The organism is Gluconacetobacter aggeris (genome assembly GCF_014174395.1).
GTDB lineage: Bacteria > Pseudomonadota > Alphaproteobacteria > Acetobacterales > Acetobacteraceae > Gluconacetobacter > Gluconacetobacter aggeris.
This window is the reverse complement of sequence record NZ_JABEQD010000002.1, coordinates 531744-549448: the sequence shown is the minus strand read 5'-3', so window position 1 is coordinate 549448 and position 17705 is coordinate 531744. Positions and strand designations below refer to the sequence as shown.

Genomic DNA, 17705 nt, shown 5'->3' with positions numbered 1-17705 from the left:
TCGGCGACCTCCTCGGTCTATCTGGCGCAGGCGCCGGGGGCGAGCAACCCGCGCAGCTATAGCCCCGCCGCGCCGATCGGCGGGTTTGGCGGCGTGCGCGTGACGTTCTGACACCTGCCCGCAGGCCGGGCGCCTGTCGGCACCCGGCTGCCCGTGCCGGTGGCGGGCTGTCAGAAGAACCCCAGTTTCTTCGGGGCGTAGCTGACCAGCAGGTTCTTGGTCTGCTGATAGTGATCGAGCATCATCCGGTGGTTTTCGCGGCCGATGCCGGACTGTTTGTAGCCGCCGAAGGCGGCATGCGCGGGATAGGCGTGGTAGCAGTTCGTCCAGACGCGGCCCGCCTTGATGGCGCGCCCGACGCGATAGGCGCGGGTGCCGTCGCGGGTCCAGATGCCCGCACCCAGGCCGAACAGCGTGTCGTTGGCGAGTTTTACCGCTTCGGCATCGTCGCGGAAGGTGGTGACGGAGACGACGGGGCCGAAGATCTCTTCCTGGAAGATCCGCATCCGGTTGTCGCCCTTGAAGACGGTGGGCTGGATGTAGCAGCCGTTCGCCAGGCTGCCGCCCAGATCGGCCCGGCCGCCGCCGATCAGCAGTTCCGCGCCTTCCTGCCGCCCGATGTCGATATAGGACAGGATCTTGTTCACCTGGTCGACCGATGCCTGGGCGCCGACCATGGTCGTGAGGTCCAGCGGGTTGCCCTGCTTGATCGCCGCGACCCGGCGCAGCGCGCGCTCCATGAACCGGTCGTATATCGATTCGTGGATCAGGGCGCGCGAGGGGCAGGTGCAGACCTCGCCCTGGTTGAAGGCGAACAGGACGAAGCCTTCGATGGCCTTGTCGAAGAAATCGTCATCTTCGGCGGCGATGTCGGAAAAGAAGATGTTGGGGGATTTGCCGCCCAGTTCCAGCGTGGCGGGGATCAGATTGTCGGCCGCCGCGTGGGCGATCATCTTGCCGGTCGGTGTCGATCCGGTGAAGGCGATCTTGGCGATCCGGGTGTTGGAGGCCAGAGCCACGCCGGCTTCGCGCCCGAAGCCGTTGACGATGTTCAGCACGCCGGCGGGCAGGATGTCGGCGATCAGTTCGGCCAGGACCAGGATCGAGGCCGGGGTCTGCTCGGCCGGCTTCATGACCACGCAATTGCCCGCCGCGAGGGCCGGTGCCAGTTTCCAGGCGGCCATCAGCAGGGGGAAATTCCAGGGAATGATCTGGCCGACCACGCCCAGCGGTTCGTGGAAATGATAGGCGACGGTGTCGTGGTCGATCTCGGACAATGCGCCTTCCTGCGCGCGGATGCAGGAGGCGAAATAACGGAAATGGTCGACGCACAGGGGCAGGTCGGCGTTCAGCGTCTCGCGCAGCGGCTTGCCGTTGTCCCAGCTTTCGGCGCGGGCCAGCAGTTCCAGATTCTCGTCGATCCGGTCGGCGATGCGGTTGAGCAGCAGCGCGCGCTGGGCCGCGCTGGTCTCGCCCCAGGCGTCACGCGCGGCGTGGGCGGCGTCGAGTGCCCGTTCGACATCCTCGGCCCTGGAGCGCGCCACCCTGCACAGGATGCGTCCATCGACGGGTGACGGATCGTCGAAATATTCCCCGCCGAAAGGGGGAACCCAGCGTCCGCCGATGAAATTGTCGTACTGCGCCTTGAACGGTGACGACATGTCGATTCGATGGCTTTCCAGCGAGTCCATGGTCATTCTCCTTCTTGGTCGCCGCGGATGAAGCGCGGTCAACGTTCGGAAGGGTGGCGATGGGGACTGGATTTGTCAGCCGGCCGCGGTCGGTATGCCGCCCGATCTGTCGCAGTTCCGCGACAGATCGGGGGATGGCCCCGGGATGGCGACGACGGGCGGCCTCAGTGGGCCTCGTGCCGCTTCAGCCGGCGATGCAGCGTGGCACGGCTGACGCCCAGTTCCCGCGCCGCCGCCGAGATGTTTCCGTTGCAGCGTTTCAGCACCCGTTGCAGGGCGGCATGGGCGGCGCGTCCGGGATCTTCATGGCCGGTATCCGACAGCAGGTCGGGCAGCGTCATGGGTTTGCCGGCGCGCAGGCCGAACAGGGCACGGGCGGCCTTGTTGGTGCCGACGATGACCTCGTTCTCGTCCAGGGCCAGGAGGGCCTGGGCCTCGTTGCCCAGCGAGATGATGCGATGGCCGGCGAAGGCTTCGCCGAACAGGCGGGTTTCGATCCGTCGGGCGGCGTCTTCGACCACCAGCGACAGGAAGGACAATGTCGCCGTGTCGCAATCATTGCGGCATGAGGAAATGTCGATCCCGCCGATCGGGCTGCCCGCGGGGTCGTGGATCGGCGCCATGGTGCAGCTGAGCCCCGCGTTGCGGGAAAAGAAATGCTGGTCGCGATGGATCGTCAGCACCCTGTCCTCGGCCAGGCAGGTGCCGATACCGTTGGTGCCCTCGTGGGCCTCGTCCCATATCGCGCCCAGGTTCAGGCCCCAGGAGCTGAAGATCTCCTCGTCGCCGGCCATGCATCGCTGTTCGAGTGCGACGCCGTGCGCATCGCTGAGCAGCATGCAGAATCCGCCGCGGCGGACCGCCGAGGCCAGCCGGTCCAGAACGGGTTGGGCCGCGTGCAGGAGCAGCGCGCTGCGTTCGCGGGCCTCGCGGTAAGCCTGGGCGTCCAGGCGGTGCGGGGGGTCGTCATGGTTCGGGTTCAGGCCGTAATGACGGAGCGAGCGCGACCATGAGGCTGCGAGCGCCGAGCGGCCGGAGGCGGATTCGTCCTTCAGCATGCTGTAGATGCGATCCGCGTGATGGACATTCACTGACGCGTGATGATGATCGTCGAGTGATCTTGTTTTCGTCACTCTTGGCCTCTGCACTTCCGGCATATGTGTTATGCTATGTCGAGACGCTAATCATTTCCGGACCATCAGGGCAATCATGCCGTGTTCACAAACGCGCGGGACCGGAGCGCCGCGCCCTGTCCGGGGCCATCAGGACACCCACATGGGCGGGTGCGGTTCAATCGCCGCAACGGTGGAAAGGCTGCGATATCCATGCGTGAACACAACCATGCGGGGCCCAGGCGGCCGATGCCGACCCCGGCTCCGGGGCCGTTCGATCCGAACGACCCGATTCCCGGTGATGTCCCGGACGAAGATCCGTTCGAACCCGACGATGATGACGAGGGACCCGTCCTGTAATCGATCCGGCCCCGAAGACCGCCGACGAACCGGACGGGCTCTCTCAGATCATGCGGATGCCGACGACGGTGAGTACGCCGGCGAGGACCGCGCGCTGGACATTCTCGCGGACCATGCCGACGAACAGGCTGCCCAGGATGATCCCGGGGATCGAGCCGACCAGAAGGGACAGCAGCATGCCGCCGTTGACCGAACCCAGGAGCCAGTGCCCCAGGCCCGCGACCAGCGTCAGCGGCACGGCATGCGCGATGTCGGCCGCGACGATCCGGGCGGTCGACAGCCGGGGATACAGGACCAGCAGGACCGTGACCCCGATGGCGCCTGCCCCGACCGATGACAGCGAGACCAGGAGGCCGAGCAGCGCCCCGACCGAGACCGTCAGGAAGTGGGTCCGGCGGTCGGACAGGCTGGCGGAGAAGCCGGCCAGGCGCTGCATGATGGCGGCGCGAAACAGGATGCAGGGCGCGGTCAGCAACAGGGCGACGCCCAGGCTGCGGGTAATCACATGCGTGGTGATCAGGGACGGGGCACCCATCGTGTGGAGTACGAGGAGCGCCAGAGCGGAAGCGGGGATGCTGCCGCTGGCCAGGCGGCGCACCACTTTCCAGTCCACTCCGCCGGAAAACCCATGCACGCCCGTGCCGACCGCCTTGGTGATGGCGGCGTAGAGCAGGTCGGTGCCCACCGCCGTCTGGGGATGCACGCCGAACAGCAGGATCAGCAGGGGCGTCATCAGCGATCCGCCGCCGACGCCGGTGAGGCCAACCAGAAACCCCACGCCCAGGCCGGACAGCGAATATAACGGCTGGATCGTGTCAATAAGCGTCATTACGGGAATTCCCGAGGTTAAAATCGTCATTTACGGTCGATATGCGGCAAACGGGTCGGCCTTCGAAGTGGGGTGCATCATAATGCGGTATTTCTTTTAATCAACGATCAAATATGGTGGTAATGGTCCCGTGCCGATCCGGGGCGGGCATGATCGCATGCTTGTCCATCTTATTGTTTCGATGCCATTATCATCTGCGGCCGGCCGGAGCAGGGGTGGACCTGGCGACGGACACATGAAGGCCGTATCGTTCCGGCGCGGAGGGGGCCGTGATCATTCTGCTTCCGCTGCTGGCATTGGGCGGCCTGTTGGTCTCGGCCTTCTTCTCCGGGCTGGAACTGCCTGCCAACGGTCCGTTATGGGATATCGCCATGGCCTGCGGCTTCATGGCCTATGTGCTGGTGGCCTTTCTGTTTCTTCTGACCGGCCGCCCTCTGCGGATTCCCTTCAATGACGGCAAGTTCTTTGCCGTTGCGCACCGCCTGTTCGGATGCCTGGCGGGCGGGCTCGTCGTTCTGCATGTCGGCTTGTCCCTGTGGGCCGAACCGCTGACGGCCCGTTACCTGCTGCCAGGTGGCCCGGGATATATGCTGGCGGGACTTGCCGGGCTGCTGCTGGCCGCTCTGGCCGTCATTCCGTCCTTCCACGCCGTGCGGGGCCGGATCTGGCGGAAGGCGGTCCGCTTTCGGCAGGCGCATGGGGTGATGGCACTGGGCCTGCTCGGCATGGCCAGCTTTCACATCATGGGGGCGGGCCTGCATGTGCGGGGACGGAATCAGATGGTCACCATTGCGGTGATTGCCGGCTTCTGCGCCATCCTGCCGTGGATAGGGCGCCACGGAAGGTTGCCACGGCCTTCCGGGCATCGGCGGCGCAATACCGCGCCTGTCGCCGTCCGGCTGGCGGCAATGGCCGGTGGTGCCGCGCTGGGTGTCAGCATTGCCTATGGGCTCTATTTCAGCCGGTGGCTGGCGCCATGAAAGGATGGCTCCCCGCCTGCATGCTGGCCGCGGTCCTGGGCATCGGGGGTGGGGTGGTCTGGTGGTGCGAATCGGGTATCAGCCGGGCGATGCCGATCCCGGTCGTGTTCATGCATCGCGACCATGCGGCTTATAATTGCGTGCAGTGTCATCATGACGTGCTGGAACCGGCATTGTCATCATCCCCCAAGCGGACATGCGTCGGTTGTCACCGGACGCGGCCGGATCAGGTGGGCCTGGCATTGTCGACATTTCATGATTTCTGCGAAGGCTGCCATCTGGCGCGTCGTCGGGAGCATGCTACCGCCGGCCCGGTCCGGCTATGCCATGATTGCCATGTCCCGCCGCACGGCAGCAAGGGACAGGATATCTTCTGAACCGGGTGGCCGCCACGCGGGTGGTGGGGCGTTGTTATCGTTTTGTACTCGTAATAATGAGCGATGCCGGTTGCTGCATGCTCTGGCATCCGGATCGCATTGTACTGAGACCGGGGCATGGTCGGTTGATCTGATCGAATTAAAATTATTATAAAACAATAAGATAGATTGAAGTTCGTGGGTCGGCCTGATGGTGGAATTCTGGAAGCCGCTGGGGAAGGGGCCCATATCGTGCCGGCCGATGGGGACCGGGACCATCAGCCGCTTGTTGCAACTTTGTCACGCGCAATGGATTTTTTGTTCTTTCTTTAAAATGAGTTTGAACAATTAATGAAATTTCTGATGCGCTCTATACAGAACCAGACTATTCGGTCAGGTTCCGCGAAAAATGGCCTGGGGGGGTCATATTTCATCAATGGAGATTGTATGACAAACTATATCAGATCGACGATGCTCGCTCTGGTGTCTTCGACTGTACTGTCGTCGGGGGCGTTGGCGCAGGAGATGGGCACTTCATCGGCGACAGGACAGGCGAACCCGGCCAAGGCCAAGGTCGAAGCGCGTCCGTCCATGCTTGGTGCGACGTCGCCGACCGACGAGCAGGTGGAGGTCACGGCCCATACCTATGGCGATGGCGTGACGCGCCGTGCACTGGGCGGCGGCCTGATGGTGAACCAGGACGCGCCGAAATCGATTTCCGAAGTGACACGCGATTTCATAGCCAAGCAGAACCCGGGCCAGAACCCGATGCAGTTGATCGCCCTGCTGCCGGGCGCCAACGTGTCGGATACCGACCCGCTGGGCATGACGGGCGGCCACATCTCGGTGCGCGGCCTGACCGAAAGCCAGATGGGCTTCACGCTGGAAGGCTTTCCGATCAACGATATCGGGAATTTCGCCGTCTACCCGCAGGAAATCGTCGATTCCGAGAACCTCCAGAGCATCCGTCTGGCGCAGGGTTCGGCCGATCTGGACAGCCCGCATATCAGCGCTTCGGGCGGTGTGGTCGACATGTACATGATCGACCCGAAGAAGCAGATGGGCGGCAAGATCGACATGTCCTACGGGTCGTTCAACGCCACCCGTGGCTTTGCGCGCTTCGATACCGGCTATATCGGCCATACCAATCTGCGTGCCTATTTCTCGTATTCCCAGGGGCGGCAGGACCATTGGCGCGGCCCCGGCTATGAAAACAAGAAGCACGGCGAAATGAAGATCGTGAACGACTGGGGGCAGGGCAATCGCATCTCGCTCGCGGTCGTGGGCAACTCGCTGCAGAACGATGCCTATCCCAGCGTCACCAAGGCGAGCTGGAACCAGTGGGGCTATGGGTTCGACAACCCGGTCGGCAGCAGCGGCCTGGCGAAGACCGATGCGCCGAACACGGTCTACGAGCGGCATTTCGTGCGGGGTGATAATAACTACTACAAGCTGCATCCGAATCCGTTCACCAATATCTACGCCAGCATGCCGTCGACCTTCACGCTGACGGACCATCTGACGCTGACGGAAACGCCTTATTTCTGGTATGGCTACGGCAACGGCGGTGGCGCCTATGCGACCAGCCTGACCGGTTACCAATATGGCGCGCATAAGATCGGCGGAACGATCGGCGGCCTCTCGTCCGGTTCGCCTCTGTTGTATAACCCGTCCTTGACGGAGACTTATCGTCCGGGTGCCACGACGAAGCTGACCTGGTCCTACGGGCCGAACCGGCTGATGATCGGCTACTGGTTCGAATATTCGAAGCAGCGCCAGACGGGCCCATATGCCCAGGTCGGGCCGGATGGAACGCCGCTGGATGTCTGGGGTGGTGGTCCGAACCTGGTGCTGAACAACGGGGTTACGGCGCAGTACCGTAACACGACTACGCAGACCGAGGTCCATACACCGTTCATCGGCGACAGCCTGTCGCTGCTGCACGACCGGCTGACGATCGACGCTGGACTGAAATATTCGATCGTGACGCGTCGCGGCACCAATTATCTGCCCGACGTCTCGCAGAAATATGTCAACACCGATTATGCCAAGGCCCTGCCGACGGCGGCCGTTCGCTACAAGATCAATAACGAAAACCAGGTCTTCGTCTCGGTGGCGACCAACTACCGTATGCCGACCAATTATGCGCTGTATGATTCGGGTGCGTATAATGTGGGTACGGGTTATTCGACCAAGGCCAGTCCTAACCAGCAGCCTGAAGTCTCGATTTCCGAGGAAGCCGGCTGGCGTTACCAGGGGAGCCTGATTTCCTCGTCGCTGACCTATTTCCATTATAACTTCACGGATCGTCTGTTCACCCAGACGCTCGTCGACCCGATTTCGGGTGCGTACTGGACGAGCAATGCCAATGGCGGCGGTGAGCATTCGGACGGTTTCGATTTCGAAATCGGCACCCGGCCGTTCCATAATATCCGTCCCTATGTGTCGGCTGAGTATCTGCACGCTGTGACGGACAGCAATCTGCAGTCTTCCTCGGGCAAGACTGTCGATTATCTGCCGACAAAGGGGAAAATCGCGCCGCAGTCGCCGCCGTGGCAGGTCGGGTTCGGCCTGGATTACGACGACGGCCACCGGTTCGGCAGCTTCAACCTGAAATATGTGGCGAAGCAATATTCGACGTTCATGAACGATCAGAAGATCCCGGGTTACACCCGCATGAACATTGCGGTCGGCTATCGCTTCAGCGATTTCGGCCTGATGAAGAGCCCGAGCATCCGCCTGAACCTGCAGAACATCACGGGCAGCAAGAATCTGACCTGGATCAATAGCGTCCAGACCAATGCGACGGCGATGAGGGGGATCAACGGCAACATGATTTCGGCCAAGGCCCCGACCTATTCGATCGGTATCCCGTTCTCGGCACTGGCGACCTTCAGCAGCGATTTCTGATCGTTGCAGTCGCTTTGGGGTCATGCCGTCGGCATGACCTCATCGGGTGAGGTCCGGCGCGGTGGCTTATGCCATCGCGCCGGATTGCTTTTGAGGGATGGCGGAGTGCGCTGCGAGAGCGCGCAGATCGGTGCATATGCGGCGGATCGGGTCCGACCAGTTGAGGGGTGCGGCCTGCTGGTACAGGCGCAGGCTGTCATACCAGGGGGAATCGGTACGGCCGGAAAGCCAGCGCCAGCACTGATCATAGCGGGACAGCATCCAGACCGGTTTCCCCAGCCCGGCCGCCACGTGAGCCGTCGAGGTATCGACGGCGATCACCAGATCCAGCGCCGTAACCAGCGCGGCCGTATCGCTGAAATCCCGCAGCAGGGGCGTGTGGTCGATCAGATTCATGCCGGCGGGCGGGGTTCTGGCCTGTGCGGATTTTTCGCCGATCTGGAGACTGTAGAACAGGATGTCTGCGCCTGCGCCGGCCAGGGGGGCGAAGGTCGAAAGATCGGTCGAACGCCGCCGGTTGGCAAGCTCGGCCGCCTGGATCTCGGGATGAGGAGCGCCCGCCCATACGAGGCCGACACGAAAGGCATGCCGCCCGCTCGCGGCAACATCCTGATGGAGTCGTTCGCGCCAGAACGATGTTTTTTGGGCGTTGGCCCGAAGGAAGCCGCCGGCGGAAGGAATGGTTTCCAGAGTCGTGCCCAGCGCGAAAGGGAGGCTCAGAACTGGGCATTGAAGATCGTGCGGCGGTACCTCGTCATCTTCAGAAAAAAAGATCTGTTCGGGAAAGGATTGCCGGAGCAGGGTCAGCAATTCCTTTCTTGCCCGGACGATCACGCGCCCTCCACGTTGCGCGGCAAATGGAATGAAACGGGAGAACTGGATCATGTCACCGAAGCCGCCTTCGGTATGGATCATGAGGGTAAGGTCACGGAAATCCTCGCCCTTCCATTGTGGTACGGTCATGCCGTAGCTACGGGAGCTGTGCGTTGTCCAACGCCATTCATATTCTCGAAAACCCGCCAGATAATCGCCATGCGACAATAGCGAGATGGCATAATTGGTGCGTGTCTTTGCGTTGTCGGGTGTGAGCTGCACGGCGACCTGATGAAATTTCTGCGCCAGGTCATGCGCGCCGCGATGATCAAGGACCACACCGAGATTGCTCAGGGCCAGGGCATGCGCCGGGTTCTGTTGCAGGCAGTTTCTGTAGGCCGCGGTCGCGTCGTCGTAGCGTTGCAGATGCAGAAACGTATTGCCCAGGTTGGACCAAGCATCGGGCTGGCTCGGGTCGAGCGCAAGAGAACGGGAGAGGACGGCACACGCATCGTCGAAACGGCTGAACTCGTTTAATAATCCGCCGTAATTGCTCAAAGTGGTGGGATCGTCCGGGGTTGCTTCCAGTCGGGTCCGATAAGCGGCTGCGGCTTCATTCAGGCGTCCGGCAAGGTGGAGTGCTTCGCCACTTTCCTGGGGATGAAGCGTCTGTTCCGCGGAAGGCCCGATTGGTTGGGACATGACGTGCAAACCCTTATCGTCTTGTGAAGGGGGAAAACCGGCCGGGGGATACGCAGGATTTTCCACGAGGCCGAACGTGCGGCACGATACCCGCCAGGCAGTGGGCGGGATGTACGCCGGGGCGATGAAAGCCCACAGAATACCGGATGTGTCCGGAAGGCATTTTTATGGACGCGGCCTGAGATCGATCCGCCACGTACCGGAGGGAAAAGCAGGATAACGGGCGCCTGCGATGGCAGATACGCGCTTGCGAGGAAGGTGCTGCGCCCGGAAAGGGTCTCAGATATAATTGGCTAGCGTCATGCCCTTCATATCGGCAACCAGCTTGTAGGAGGTTTCAAGCTGCAATTTGACGGCTGCCATCTGTGTGGCGACGACCGCAGGATCGGCGTCCATTGCGCCGCTAAGCTGATCTTCCAGCGCGGACCGGACACTGGTCAGCAAGCCCGATTGTGCCGTCAGACTGTTTTGTGTGGAACCGACCGAAGATTCCAGTTCGGTAAGCTGGCTGATGGTGGTTTGCAGGGACGAATAAAGCTGCTTGGCCATGTCGGAGAAGCCCGGTGTCGAGGATGACATGCCGCCCATGGCTGACGCCATCATCATGTCGCGCATCATGTCGCGAATGGGCGAACCCGTCGATGTTGATGACGCGGCGGATGTCGTCGAGCCTTGAGTTGCGACAACGCCGACATTCGTCGTCGAATTGTTATTCGTCGCGGTGACGCGTTGAAGGCTCCGGGCGGAATCGGGAGCAACGGACAGGGACGCCGAGAATACGCTGAGGGGATTGCTGGAGGAGGAATCGTTCGTTGCGGCGGCCGTCGTGGCCTGTTGCAGGACCGATGCCGCCCCCGCCGTGTCGAGCGAACTGACGATATTCGAGATCGTCGTTGCGAGCTTGCTGTTCGCGAGCGAGTCCGTACCGGGGATTGTCGGCGTGCTGCTATCGGTTCCGGAAAAAACGTAGGTCGATCCGCTGGTCGTATTGAGGACGGTCTTCAGTGCCGTCAGGGAGCCTTTTGCCTGTTCGGCAACGGCTGCGACCGAACTGGTATCGCTCGTGCCCGAAATGCTCAGCAGGTTCGTCGCCATGGATTGTGCCTGGGAGACGAGCTGGGCCAGGGCGCTGGCCGTGACCGACAGGTCGGTCTGGGCATTCGTGATGTTGGATTGCCAGGCCTGGATCTGGGTGAGTTTCGGCGTCAGGCTGATTGCCGTCGATCGTGTCGAACCTATCCCTGCGAATGTCGAAGCCAGCGTGCCGTTGCCAGCCTGCCAGGTCAGTGTTTCCTGCTGCACGGACATGGACTTGATGCCCGCGGCAAGGATCAGTGATGCAGCGCCACCGCCATATTGATTGATTGCCGAGCTCATCTGTTCCCTATCCCTATCCTGCGTTAATTGATGGCGTTCAGAAGCGCGGTAAACATCGTTTGGACTGTGGATACGATCTTGGCGTTCGCGGTGTAGGCGTTCTGCAAGGCAACGACCTTCGCCAGTTCGTTATTGACGTTGACGCCCGATACATCGGCAACTTTTGCCTGCAGGACGGTCTGGACCGAGGTGCTGGCTGCCAGGCTGTTGCTGTTTGCTGCGATGGTCGCACCCTGGTCCGATGTCAGAGCGGTGGCCAGTTGGAGCAGCCCTTGATTCCCGCTGTATCCGATTGAGATATTCCCGGTTGAGCCGAGATTGTCCGTCGGTGCCTCGAGATCCGAGCCGCCCGAACTTGTCGGGCCGGTGACATATTGGGCGCTGGTGCCGAATGTCTGGCTGAGTACATTCTGGATGACTGTCGTATCGCCAATCGTCGTGCCGCCGCTTGCTGTATTTGTCGACAGGAGAGACGGGGTGCTCACATACGTTGTGTTGACGCTGACAGCCGACGAAAGGCCCACAATACCGGGAGGCGTGGCTGGAACTGTCGACGGAGGATTGGCCGGATTTGAAAGATTGCTATGGGCGGTTGCCAGATAGCTGGATGGGTCGGTTGAGCTGGCACTGTTCGTGAACAGGGAAAGACCCGCGCTATTGAAGCGGTTGATCAGCGTATAGGAAAACGAGTCCAACTGCGCCTGCATCTTCGGATACGTCGCGTCGCGCAGGGTAATATTCGCGCCGAGCGTACCGCCGGTCAGATGCGTGGTGACGTCCTGCCCTGCCAGCATGATGCCGGGAATCGGTGACGTGCTGCTCGTCGGGTCGTAGCTCATATCCGGCGTAATGGTCACGTCGCCGGTACTCAGCGGCCAGGTGGTGGAAGGCAGCTTCTGTGTATTGTCGTTCTGTCCGATCTGGTCGGGGCGGGTCGGAAGCTCCGTGCCGTCCGCGGTCCGAACGACCATGTCGCCGTTTGGCGTCTCGGAGAACGTGACCGAAAGATTCGACGACAGGTCGGACATGACCCCGAGGCGCTGGTTTTCAAGATCGGCGGTGTCGGAGCCGAGCGCCTTGAGCTTTATGATCTGCTGCGAGAGAGCGCCAATCTGCGTCAGGTCGGAATTGATCGACGGGATGGTCGCGGCGATGCTGTCTTCCGCATTCTGGCGCTGGGTTGTGTAAGTCGATGCCAGTGTGTGGATCGTATTCGTCAGGGACTGGGCGCTCGTCACCACAGCCGTTTGCGAAATACTCTGTAGCGGTGTGGAAATCAATGACGTCAAGGCGCTTTGCACGTTGCCCAGTTGGTCGGTCAGCGTATTGGTGGTGCCGGAAACGGCGTCCGTCGAAGCCGCTGCGGTCGTGCCCTGGACTGCCGAGACCGCGGCCAGCGAATTGTCCATCGTGGTGTAGGAAGAGACCTGAGCATTCTGCGCATACAGCGCGGATTGCAATGCCTGATTGATATTGAGTCGCGTCGCGCCGATATGGACGCCATTGCCCGTGCCGCTCGTGACGGCACTTGTGACGGTGGCCGTCTCGCTCACATAGCCTGCCGTACTCTGGTTCGAAACGTTCTGGGATGTGACTGAATACTGGTATTCAATCGCATTCAGCCCGCTGGTGGCTATCGAAAGAGAGGATAATAGACCCATCGTTCCAAGTTTCCTGTACCTAGCCACCGTCCATGGAGCATACGCGTTTGCCGCCAGAAGCAGGACGGACCCCGAGACCATGTTATGGATTCGTTATCCATTAATGGTTTCTAAAAGGTTACGCGCGGTGCCCTGCCTGGAACAGGAAGTGGCCTTTCTTCAGAACGGTCGGTCTCAGACTGACGGCTCGGCTGTGATCTTGTCGACTGCGTTCATGTTGCGTGTCGACTCGGTCTGTATAAGCTGGAACGTCAGGTCGTAGTCGCGCTGGATTTCGACCATTCTCGTCGCTTCCGAGACGGCATTGACGTTGCTCGATTCCAGCATGGCCTGCCGGATTTCCGGACGGGCGACCGTGTGGGTCTGGGTGGTCGGCCGAAGAAGAAAATGACCTTCGGGGATCAATGTCTGGGTATTGTTGACCGTCACCAGTCCCATCATCCCGATGACGCCGTTCTGGGTGGATATGGTCCCGTCAGCGGAGACCGACAGCAGATCTTCTTCGTTCTGCAGAACCAGATTCCGGCCGGTATTGTCCAGAACGGGGTTGCCCGATCCGTCGACGATCGTACCGTCCATGCGGCGATGGAACGCGCCGTTGCGCGTCAGCCTGATCCCTTGCGTCGTGCGGACGGTAAAATAACCTTCGCCGTTGATGGCGAAATCGGTCAGGTTTCCGGTCTGCCGAAGGGAACCCTGAAGCTGGTCGCGATAGGTCGCCTGATCCTGCGAGTAGGATTCCTGCTTGTCGCCCGGCAGCGTGTTCGGCCCCTTCTGTTTGACAAGATATTCGGAAAACAGCTGCCTGTTCGCCTTGTAGCCATCCGTATTGGCATTGGCGAGGTTATTGGCCGTCACGTCCAGAGCACGCATCAATGTATCGACGCGAGACAGGGCAATATAGGTCGTATTGTCCAATGTCGTTCTCCAGAAGGAACCGGGCGCGTGCGGTCAGGCCAGTACCCATTCACGCATTTCATGAGCCTGTCCCGCCGAGGGGAATAGCTGTAAAGCATGCATGGCCAGATTAACGAACTGTTCATGCAACAGCAACAGGCGAGACCAGCCGGCCGGAATGCGCTCTTCCCGCGGGGTCATGTCACCGCCGGCCCGCCCCGCCTTATTTCATCAGGTTGATCGTGCGCGTCATCATGGACCGCGTGATCTGCATGGTATTGAGGTTGGCCTCGTACGAACGTTGCGCTTCGTGTGTGTCCATGATTTCGACCATCGCATTCACATTCGGCATCTTGACCAGGCCGTTGGCGTCGGCTGCCGGATGTGATGGATCGTACCGCGTTTCGAAAGGGGTCTGGTCTTGCCCGACCTCCTTGATGTCCACACTGGAAACGCCGGAGGTACGATCCAGGACTTCCTTGAACGTGACCGTCTTGCGGCGATAAGGGTCCGATCCGGCTGTCGCGCCAGTGGTTTCCTTGTTGGCGAGGTTTTCGGCCGCGATCTGGAGGCGTTTTGCCTGCGCGCGCATTCCGGCGGCAGAGATGCCCATTGTGTCGGAAAAATCCATGATAGACCTCGTGCGATCAGGCTGAGGGTGAGCCGAGGGCTATCGAGAACATCGACATATAGACACTGTAGGCGTTCGTCGCGAGACGTTGCTGGTCATTGGTATCTGCGATCTTTTCCAGTTCGCCTTCGATATTGACCTGGTTTCCGTCGATGGACGTATTGATCCCGGTCCGTGTCGCACTGCCGCCGCTGTTGCGGCCGGTCAGATGGCCGGGCTCGGTCTGTGCCAGCGTCATGGCCATCTGGTTTTGCAGGACACCTTGAAACGACGCGGTATCCTTGGGGACATAACCCGGCGTGTTCGCGTTGGCGACATTGCCTGCCAGCACGGACTCGCGGTTCTGCAGCCATTGCAGGCGGCGCCCGGCCAAGTCCAGCACATCGGTGCCACTATGGGCCTGGGACATCTGGGAGGATAATGCTTCCAGCATACGCTGTCTATTCCGCTGGTTTCTGTTTGCGCCCGACCTGTGGTGCATTCTCTCCATATATAGGGCGTATCGGAGCCTGAATAGCATGCGCTTGTGGTGCGAGCGCAGTTTTTTTTGGAGTGTGGCAATCCGCGCGACACGTGCCCGATGTCAGGCTTAGTTCGGCCTTCCCGAATGGTATAAGGCGACGGGTGCGAGGTAACCCGATGCCTGCCGTGGAAACTGGCCGAGAGACTGACTTTCAAGATTGTCTTTCGGGTGCGGATCGAAACCGCGTGTGGGACTCCTGCCAGCGCACATTTTCGGCCTGGTTCTCAGAGGGGGGCGGATGTCTGCGAAGCCGTCAGCGCGGCGCCCGACGGCTTGGTCAGCAGTTTGAACATGCGTCCTCGATCCCCGTCCGAAATCCGGTCACCGACGCGATCGGCAACCCAGCCCAACAGGCGTTGATCGGATGCCTGAGAAGCATCCGATGCCAGACGGAGGGCGAGAATCTGCTGGCTTTCCGTCAATGGGCCGGTTGGTGGGATAATGTCCTCGGCCATTTTGCGTATATCGCCGGCCGCGGCCGCCCATTCCCCTTTCTCTTCATGGATGCGAGCGGTGAGGTCGAGAGCGGAAGCGTTCGGGCTATTGTGCAGAAGGGAGAGGGCCTTGGCCTGGTCGCCCGTTGCCAGGGCGACGCGGGCGGCGATCACCTGCCTTGTGGTCCTGATATCGTCAGGAAGAGAAGGATTGTCTGTGATCGCCAACGCTTGGGCCGCATCCTGGGGAAGCTTTCTTTCGATATCAGTTTCCGCCAGTGCCGCGCCTGCCTTTGCACGAAGATCGGGGGCGGTGAGCATGGGGATTGCATCGGAAAATGCCTGGGCGGCATCATCCGGCAGGCCGAGGGCGAGAAGCATCCTGCCGTAGGAGACGAGGACGTTACCCTTCTGTGCGCCCGGCGGCAGATCGGGCAGATGGACCTTCAGCATCGCCGTGTCGTGCAGAAGACTTTTCTTATCCGATCCGGGGGAAGATGAGTCGGCAAGGCCTGCGAGGGCCTGGGACACCAGCGGCGCCATCATGTTCTTCGACGCCATGTCGGGATATGTGCGAGCCGCGTCGATTGCCTGGAGTGCGTCGCTCCAATTATGCGTCTGCATATAAGCGTCGGCCTGCATCAGGCGAACCGTGGCCTCGCGCCCGGCCAATCGCGCGTCAGGCATCATGGTGTTAAAGATCTCGGCGGCCGCGTCAGGCTTGATGCGGCCATCAGCGAGTTCGATCGACGTTTTCTGTTCGAGCGCCTTCTCTGCGACCTGGGGGTTGGGGTCGTCGGCAAGTTTCTGGAATGACGCATAGGCAAGATCTCGCTTGCCGGAGCGCATCTGCCTGAACGCGTTGGCGAGTTGATAGCGTGATCCGGGGGGCAGGTCGTCCAGTACCGCGAGATCCTCCGGTGTGCCGTAACGGCCGATTTCCTCTGCCGCTGCCGGCAGAAGCGCATCACGAATCGGGGCCGGGTAGGATTTTAACCGCCCGAAATCCAAGGCTAATTGATGTGCCGCGGTCGCATCGTTCTCGCCGATGGCGGCGAGATAGAGCCCCTGCCAGAGTTGAGTTGCGCGCTTTTGGCTGCTCGGCCACGGGCCGTTGAGCATCAAGGCGCCGTCCATCGTGCCGCACAGCAGTTCCGATGCAGCCAGAAGGAACCTCACGTCGGGCAGGGCGGCCTCTTCAGGGTCGTCCTGGAGGGCGACGGTCAGGATGCCGCGTGCCTCGACAAAGGCGCCAAGGTTGAAGGCGGCCTTGGCTGCGTCCAGTCGCCGCGTGAATCGATGGAACGGATCCGAGTCCGCGGCGGCGAGAAGAGAGGTGCGATAGCGCTGGATCAGGGCATCAACAGGCAGGTTCTGCAGCCCCAGCCATTTCAGATCGACATCGTTGGCATAAATGGCTCTGCCATGATCGGGAAAGGCCTTGCCGTCTTCGGTCAGGAGGATGCCGTTAGGGACGGGTTTCAGATCGATGCGCGGAGAGTGGGCCGCGATTACGATACCTTCCGTTGTCGGCCAGACGTCATAGCCATCGCCGTTCCGCAAGGAGAGAATGCCGCCATCATCCATGGCTGACGTGCCGACCAACAACCGATCGCCGGATGCGGGATCCGAGATTGAGAGCACGCGGCCGGACCGGCGCATCGGGTACAGGACGCCACTGTCGGTATATTGCGGATTGATGACGCGTCTATCGTCGTAATCACCGCCGGGAGGAGGTTTGTCACCCAGTACCCATCCTTCCGCCTGCTGTGAAAGATAGAGGCGCCGTGTGTCCGGAAGACGGACCTGGATCAGCGTCGCATCGGGAAGGGTATTCACGGACAGCGTCGAGAAAATGCCGTCGCCACGCAGGGCGCTGGTATCCATCGGTTCCGCATTGTCGATGACAATGATGAACCTGTCGCCGCTCTGGAAGGCGGCGATCCCCATGCGCGGCGGCACCGGGAGTAGAATACGATTGGTGGACGCCACGCCCGGCTGGGAATCCGCGCCACCTGGCTGGAGCGTGTTCGTCGATGGTACCCGGGGTGCCTCTTTCATGCCGTTCTTGCCGGTGGTCGCGCCACTGGAGGGCGTCGCCGCAGGCGATTGGGGGTCGTCCAGGATCGTTGCCCGCCAGGAAGAGGGCAGCCCTTTGAGCAGGACCGAATCAGGCAGTTCGACGTCCCGCGACGGGTCCGGTGTTGCGTTCGCGGCCGGCGTGGGAGGAGCCGGAAGCGGTTTCGAAGGTGAAGTTGCAGTTCGGGAGGTATGGCGAGGTCCTGCCCGGTGCGATTCTGCCGCCATGGTAGACGTAATGGCGGAACAGGACAGACACGCGAAGACTGAAAGCGTGACACAGCGTCTTACGCGGTGAGGTCTGCTGAAAGGCACGTGTCTTTAATCCTGACGGGGCTCATATCCCCGTT

15 protein-coding genes are annotated in these 17705 nt (G+C 61.3%); 4 read left to right on the top strand and 11 right to left on the bottom strand.

The window, feature by feature from the left end:
- Positions 1-170: 170 nt before the first annotated feature.
- Together exaC and HLH36_RS05115 are read right to left on the bottom strand one after the other, a co-directional pair.
- Positions 171-1697 carry an acetaldehyde dehydrogenase ExaC gene (gene exaC / locus HLH36_RS05120; protein WP_456305451.1) on the bottom strand — a complete coding sequence of 509 codons (1527 nt, stop codon included), beginning with the start codon at positions 1695-1697 and terminating at the stop codon, positions 171-173.
- Positions 1698-1855: 158 nt separating this feature from the next.
- Complete coding sequence (locus HLH36_RS05115; RefSeq protein WP_246376437.1) at positions 1856-2749, bottom strand: helix-turn-helix domain-containing protein; 894 nt, start codon at positions 2747-2749, stop codon at positions 1856-1858.
- A 267-nt stretch (positions 2750-3016) separates the two neighbouring features.
- Between HLH36_RS05115 and HLH36_RS05110 the strand changes: the two genes are divergently transcribed.
- Positions 3017-3163 carry a hypothetical protein gene (locus HLH36_RS05110; protein ID WP_182985343.1) on the top strand — a complete coding sequence of 49 codons (147 nt, stop codon included), beginning with the start codon at positions 3017-3019 and terminating at the stop codon, positions 3161-3163.
- A 43-nt stretch (positions 3164-3206) separates the two neighbouring features.
- On the opposite strand, the gene HLH36_RS05105 is transcribed toward HLH36_RS05110, so the two are convergent.
- Complete coding sequence (locus tag HLH36_RS05105; RefSeq protein ID WP_182985342.1) at positions 3207-3992, bottom strand: sulfite exporter TauE/SafE family protein; 786 nt, start codon at positions 3990-3992, stop codon at positions 3207-3209.
- A gap of 269 nt (positions 3993-4261) precedes the next feature.
- Here HLH36_RS05105 and HLH36_RS05100 point away from each other — a divergent pair, with 269 nt between their 5' ends.
- The 3 genes from HLH36_RS05100 (at position 4262) to HLH36_RS05090 (ending at position 8238) form a co-directional block, all read left to right on the top strand.
- Positions 4262-4972 carry a ferric reductase-like transmembrane domain-containing protein gene (locus tag HLH36_RS05100; protein ID WP_182985341.1) on the top strand — a complete coding sequence of 237 codons (711 nt, stop codon included), beginning with the start codon at positions 4262-4264 and terminating at the stop codon, positions 4970-4972.
- 20 nt (positions 4973-4992) lie between these two features.
- On the top strand, positions 4993-5349 hold the full coding sequence (locus HLH36_RS05095) for a cytochrome c3 family protein (RefSeq protein ID WP_182985340.1): 357 nt from the start codon (positions 4993-4995) through the stop codon (positions 5347-5349).
- A 426-nt stretch (positions 5350-5775) separates the two neighbouring features.
- Positions 5776-8238 (top strand): TonB-dependent receptor, encoded by a 2463-nt coding sequence (locus tag HLH36_RS05090; RefSeq protein ID WP_182985339.1) that lies wholly within the window; start codon positions 5776-5778, stop codon positions 8236-8238.
- A gap of 66 nt (positions 8239-8304) precedes the next feature.
- Here HLH36_RS05090 and HLH36_RS05085 read toward each other — a convergent pair whose 3' ends face one another.
- The 8 genes from HLH36_RS05085 to HLH36_RS05050 form a co-directional block, all read right to left on the bottom strand.
- Positions 8305-9753 (bottom strand): tetratricopeptide repeat protein, encoded by a 1449-nt coding sequence (locus HLH36_RS05085; RefSeq protein WP_182985338.1) that lies wholly within the window; start codon positions 9751-9753, stop codon positions 8305-8307.
- A 279-nt stretch (positions 9754-10032) separates the two neighbouring features.
- Complete coding sequence (locus HLH36_RS05080; RefSeq protein WP_182985337.1) at positions 10033-11130, bottom strand: flagellin; 1098 nt, start codon at positions 11128-11130, stop codon at positions 10033-10035.
- A gap of 23 nt (positions 11131-11153) precedes the next feature.
- Positions 11154-12791 (bottom strand): flagellar hook-associated protein FlgK, encoded by a 1638-nt coding sequence (flgK, locus tag HLH36_RS05075; RefSeq protein WP_182985336.1) that lies wholly within the window; start codon positions 12789-12791, stop codon positions 11154-11156.
- Positions 12792-12965: 174 nt separating this feature from the next.
- On the bottom strand, positions 12966-13709 hold the full coding sequence (locus HLH36_RS05070; protein ID WP_182985335.1) for a flagellar hook-basal body complex protein: 744 nt from the start codon (positions 13707-13709) through the stop codon (positions 12966-12968).
- A gap of 33 nt (positions 13710-13742) precedes the next feature.
- Positions 13743-13889 carry a hypothetical protein gene (locus HLH36_RS05065; RefSeq protein ID WP_182985334.1) on the bottom strand — a complete coding sequence of 49 codons (147 nt, stop codon included), beginning with the start codon at positions 13887-13889 and terminating at the stop codon, positions 13743-13745.
- Between the two features lie 22 nt (positions 13890-13911).
- Positions 13912-14319 carry a flagellar basal body rod protein FlgC gene (flgC, locus tag HLH36_RS05060; protein ID WP_182985333.1) on the bottom strand — a complete coding sequence of 136 codons (408 nt, stop codon included), beginning with the start codon at positions 14317-14319 and terminating at the stop codon, positions 13912-13914.
- 16 nt (positions 14320-14335) lie between these two features.
- Positions 14336-14752: a flagellar basal body rod protein FlgB gene (locus tag HLH36_RS05055; protein WP_182978002.1), complete on the bottom strand. Its 417-nt coding sequence runs from the start codon at positions 14750-14752 to the stop codon at positions 14336-14338.
- Positions 14753-15066: 314 nt separating this feature from the next.
- Positions 15067-17268 (bottom strand): hypothetical protein, encoded by a 2202-nt coding sequence (locus HLH36_RS05050; protein WP_338030393.1) that lies wholly within the window; start codon positions 17266-17268, stop codon positions 15067-15069.
- Between the last annotated feature and the right edge of the window lie 437 nt (positions 17269-17705).

Coding starts and splice junctions, on each gene's coding strand:
- exaC (WP_456305451.1), bottom strand. CDS start 1,697: ATGACCATGGACTCGCTGGAAAGCCATCGAATCGACATGTCGTCACCG.
- HLH36_RS05115 (WP_246376437.1), bottom strand. CDS start 2,749: ATGCTGAAGGACGAATCCGCCTCCGGCCGCTCGGCGCTCGCAGCCTCA.
- HLH36_RS05110 (WP_182985343.1), top strand. CDS start 3,017: ATGCGTGAACACAACCATGCGGGGCCCAGGCGGCCGATGCCGACCCCG.
- HLH36_RS05105 (WP_182985342.1), bottom strand. CDS start 3,992: ATGACGCTTATTGACACGATCCAGCCGTTATATTCGCTGTCCGGCCTG.
- HLH36_RS05095 (WP_182985340.1), top strand. CDS start 4,993: ATGCTGGCCGCGGTCCTGGGCATCGGGGGTGGGGTGGTCTGGTGGTGC.
- HLH36_RS05090 (WP_182985339.1), top strand. CDS start 5,776: ATGACAAACTATATCAGATCGACGATGCTCGCTCTGGTGTCTTCGACT.
- HLH36_RS05085 (WP_182985338.1), bottom strand. CDS start 9,753: ATGTCCCAACCAATCGGGCCTTCCGCGGAACAGACGCTTCATCCCCAG.
- HLH36_RS05080 (WP_182985337.1), bottom strand. CDS start 11,130: ATGAGCTCGGCAATCAATCAATATGGCGGTGGCGCTGCATCACTGATC.
- flgK (WP_182985336.1), bottom strand. CDS start 12,791: ATGGGTCTATTATCCTCTCTTTCGATAGCCACCAGCGGGCTGAATGCG.
- HLH36_RS05065 (WP_182985334.1), bottom strand. CDS start 13,889: ATGACCCCGCGGGAAGAGCGCATTCCGGCCGGCTGGTCTCGCCTGTTG.
- flgC (WP_182985333.1), bottom strand. CDS start 14,319: ATGGATTTTTCCGACACAATGGGCATCTCTGCCGCCGGAATGCGCGCG.
- HLH36_RS05055 (WP_182978002.1), bottom strand. CDS start 14,752: ATGCTGGAAGCATTATCCTCCCAGATGTCCCAGGCCCATAGTGGCACC.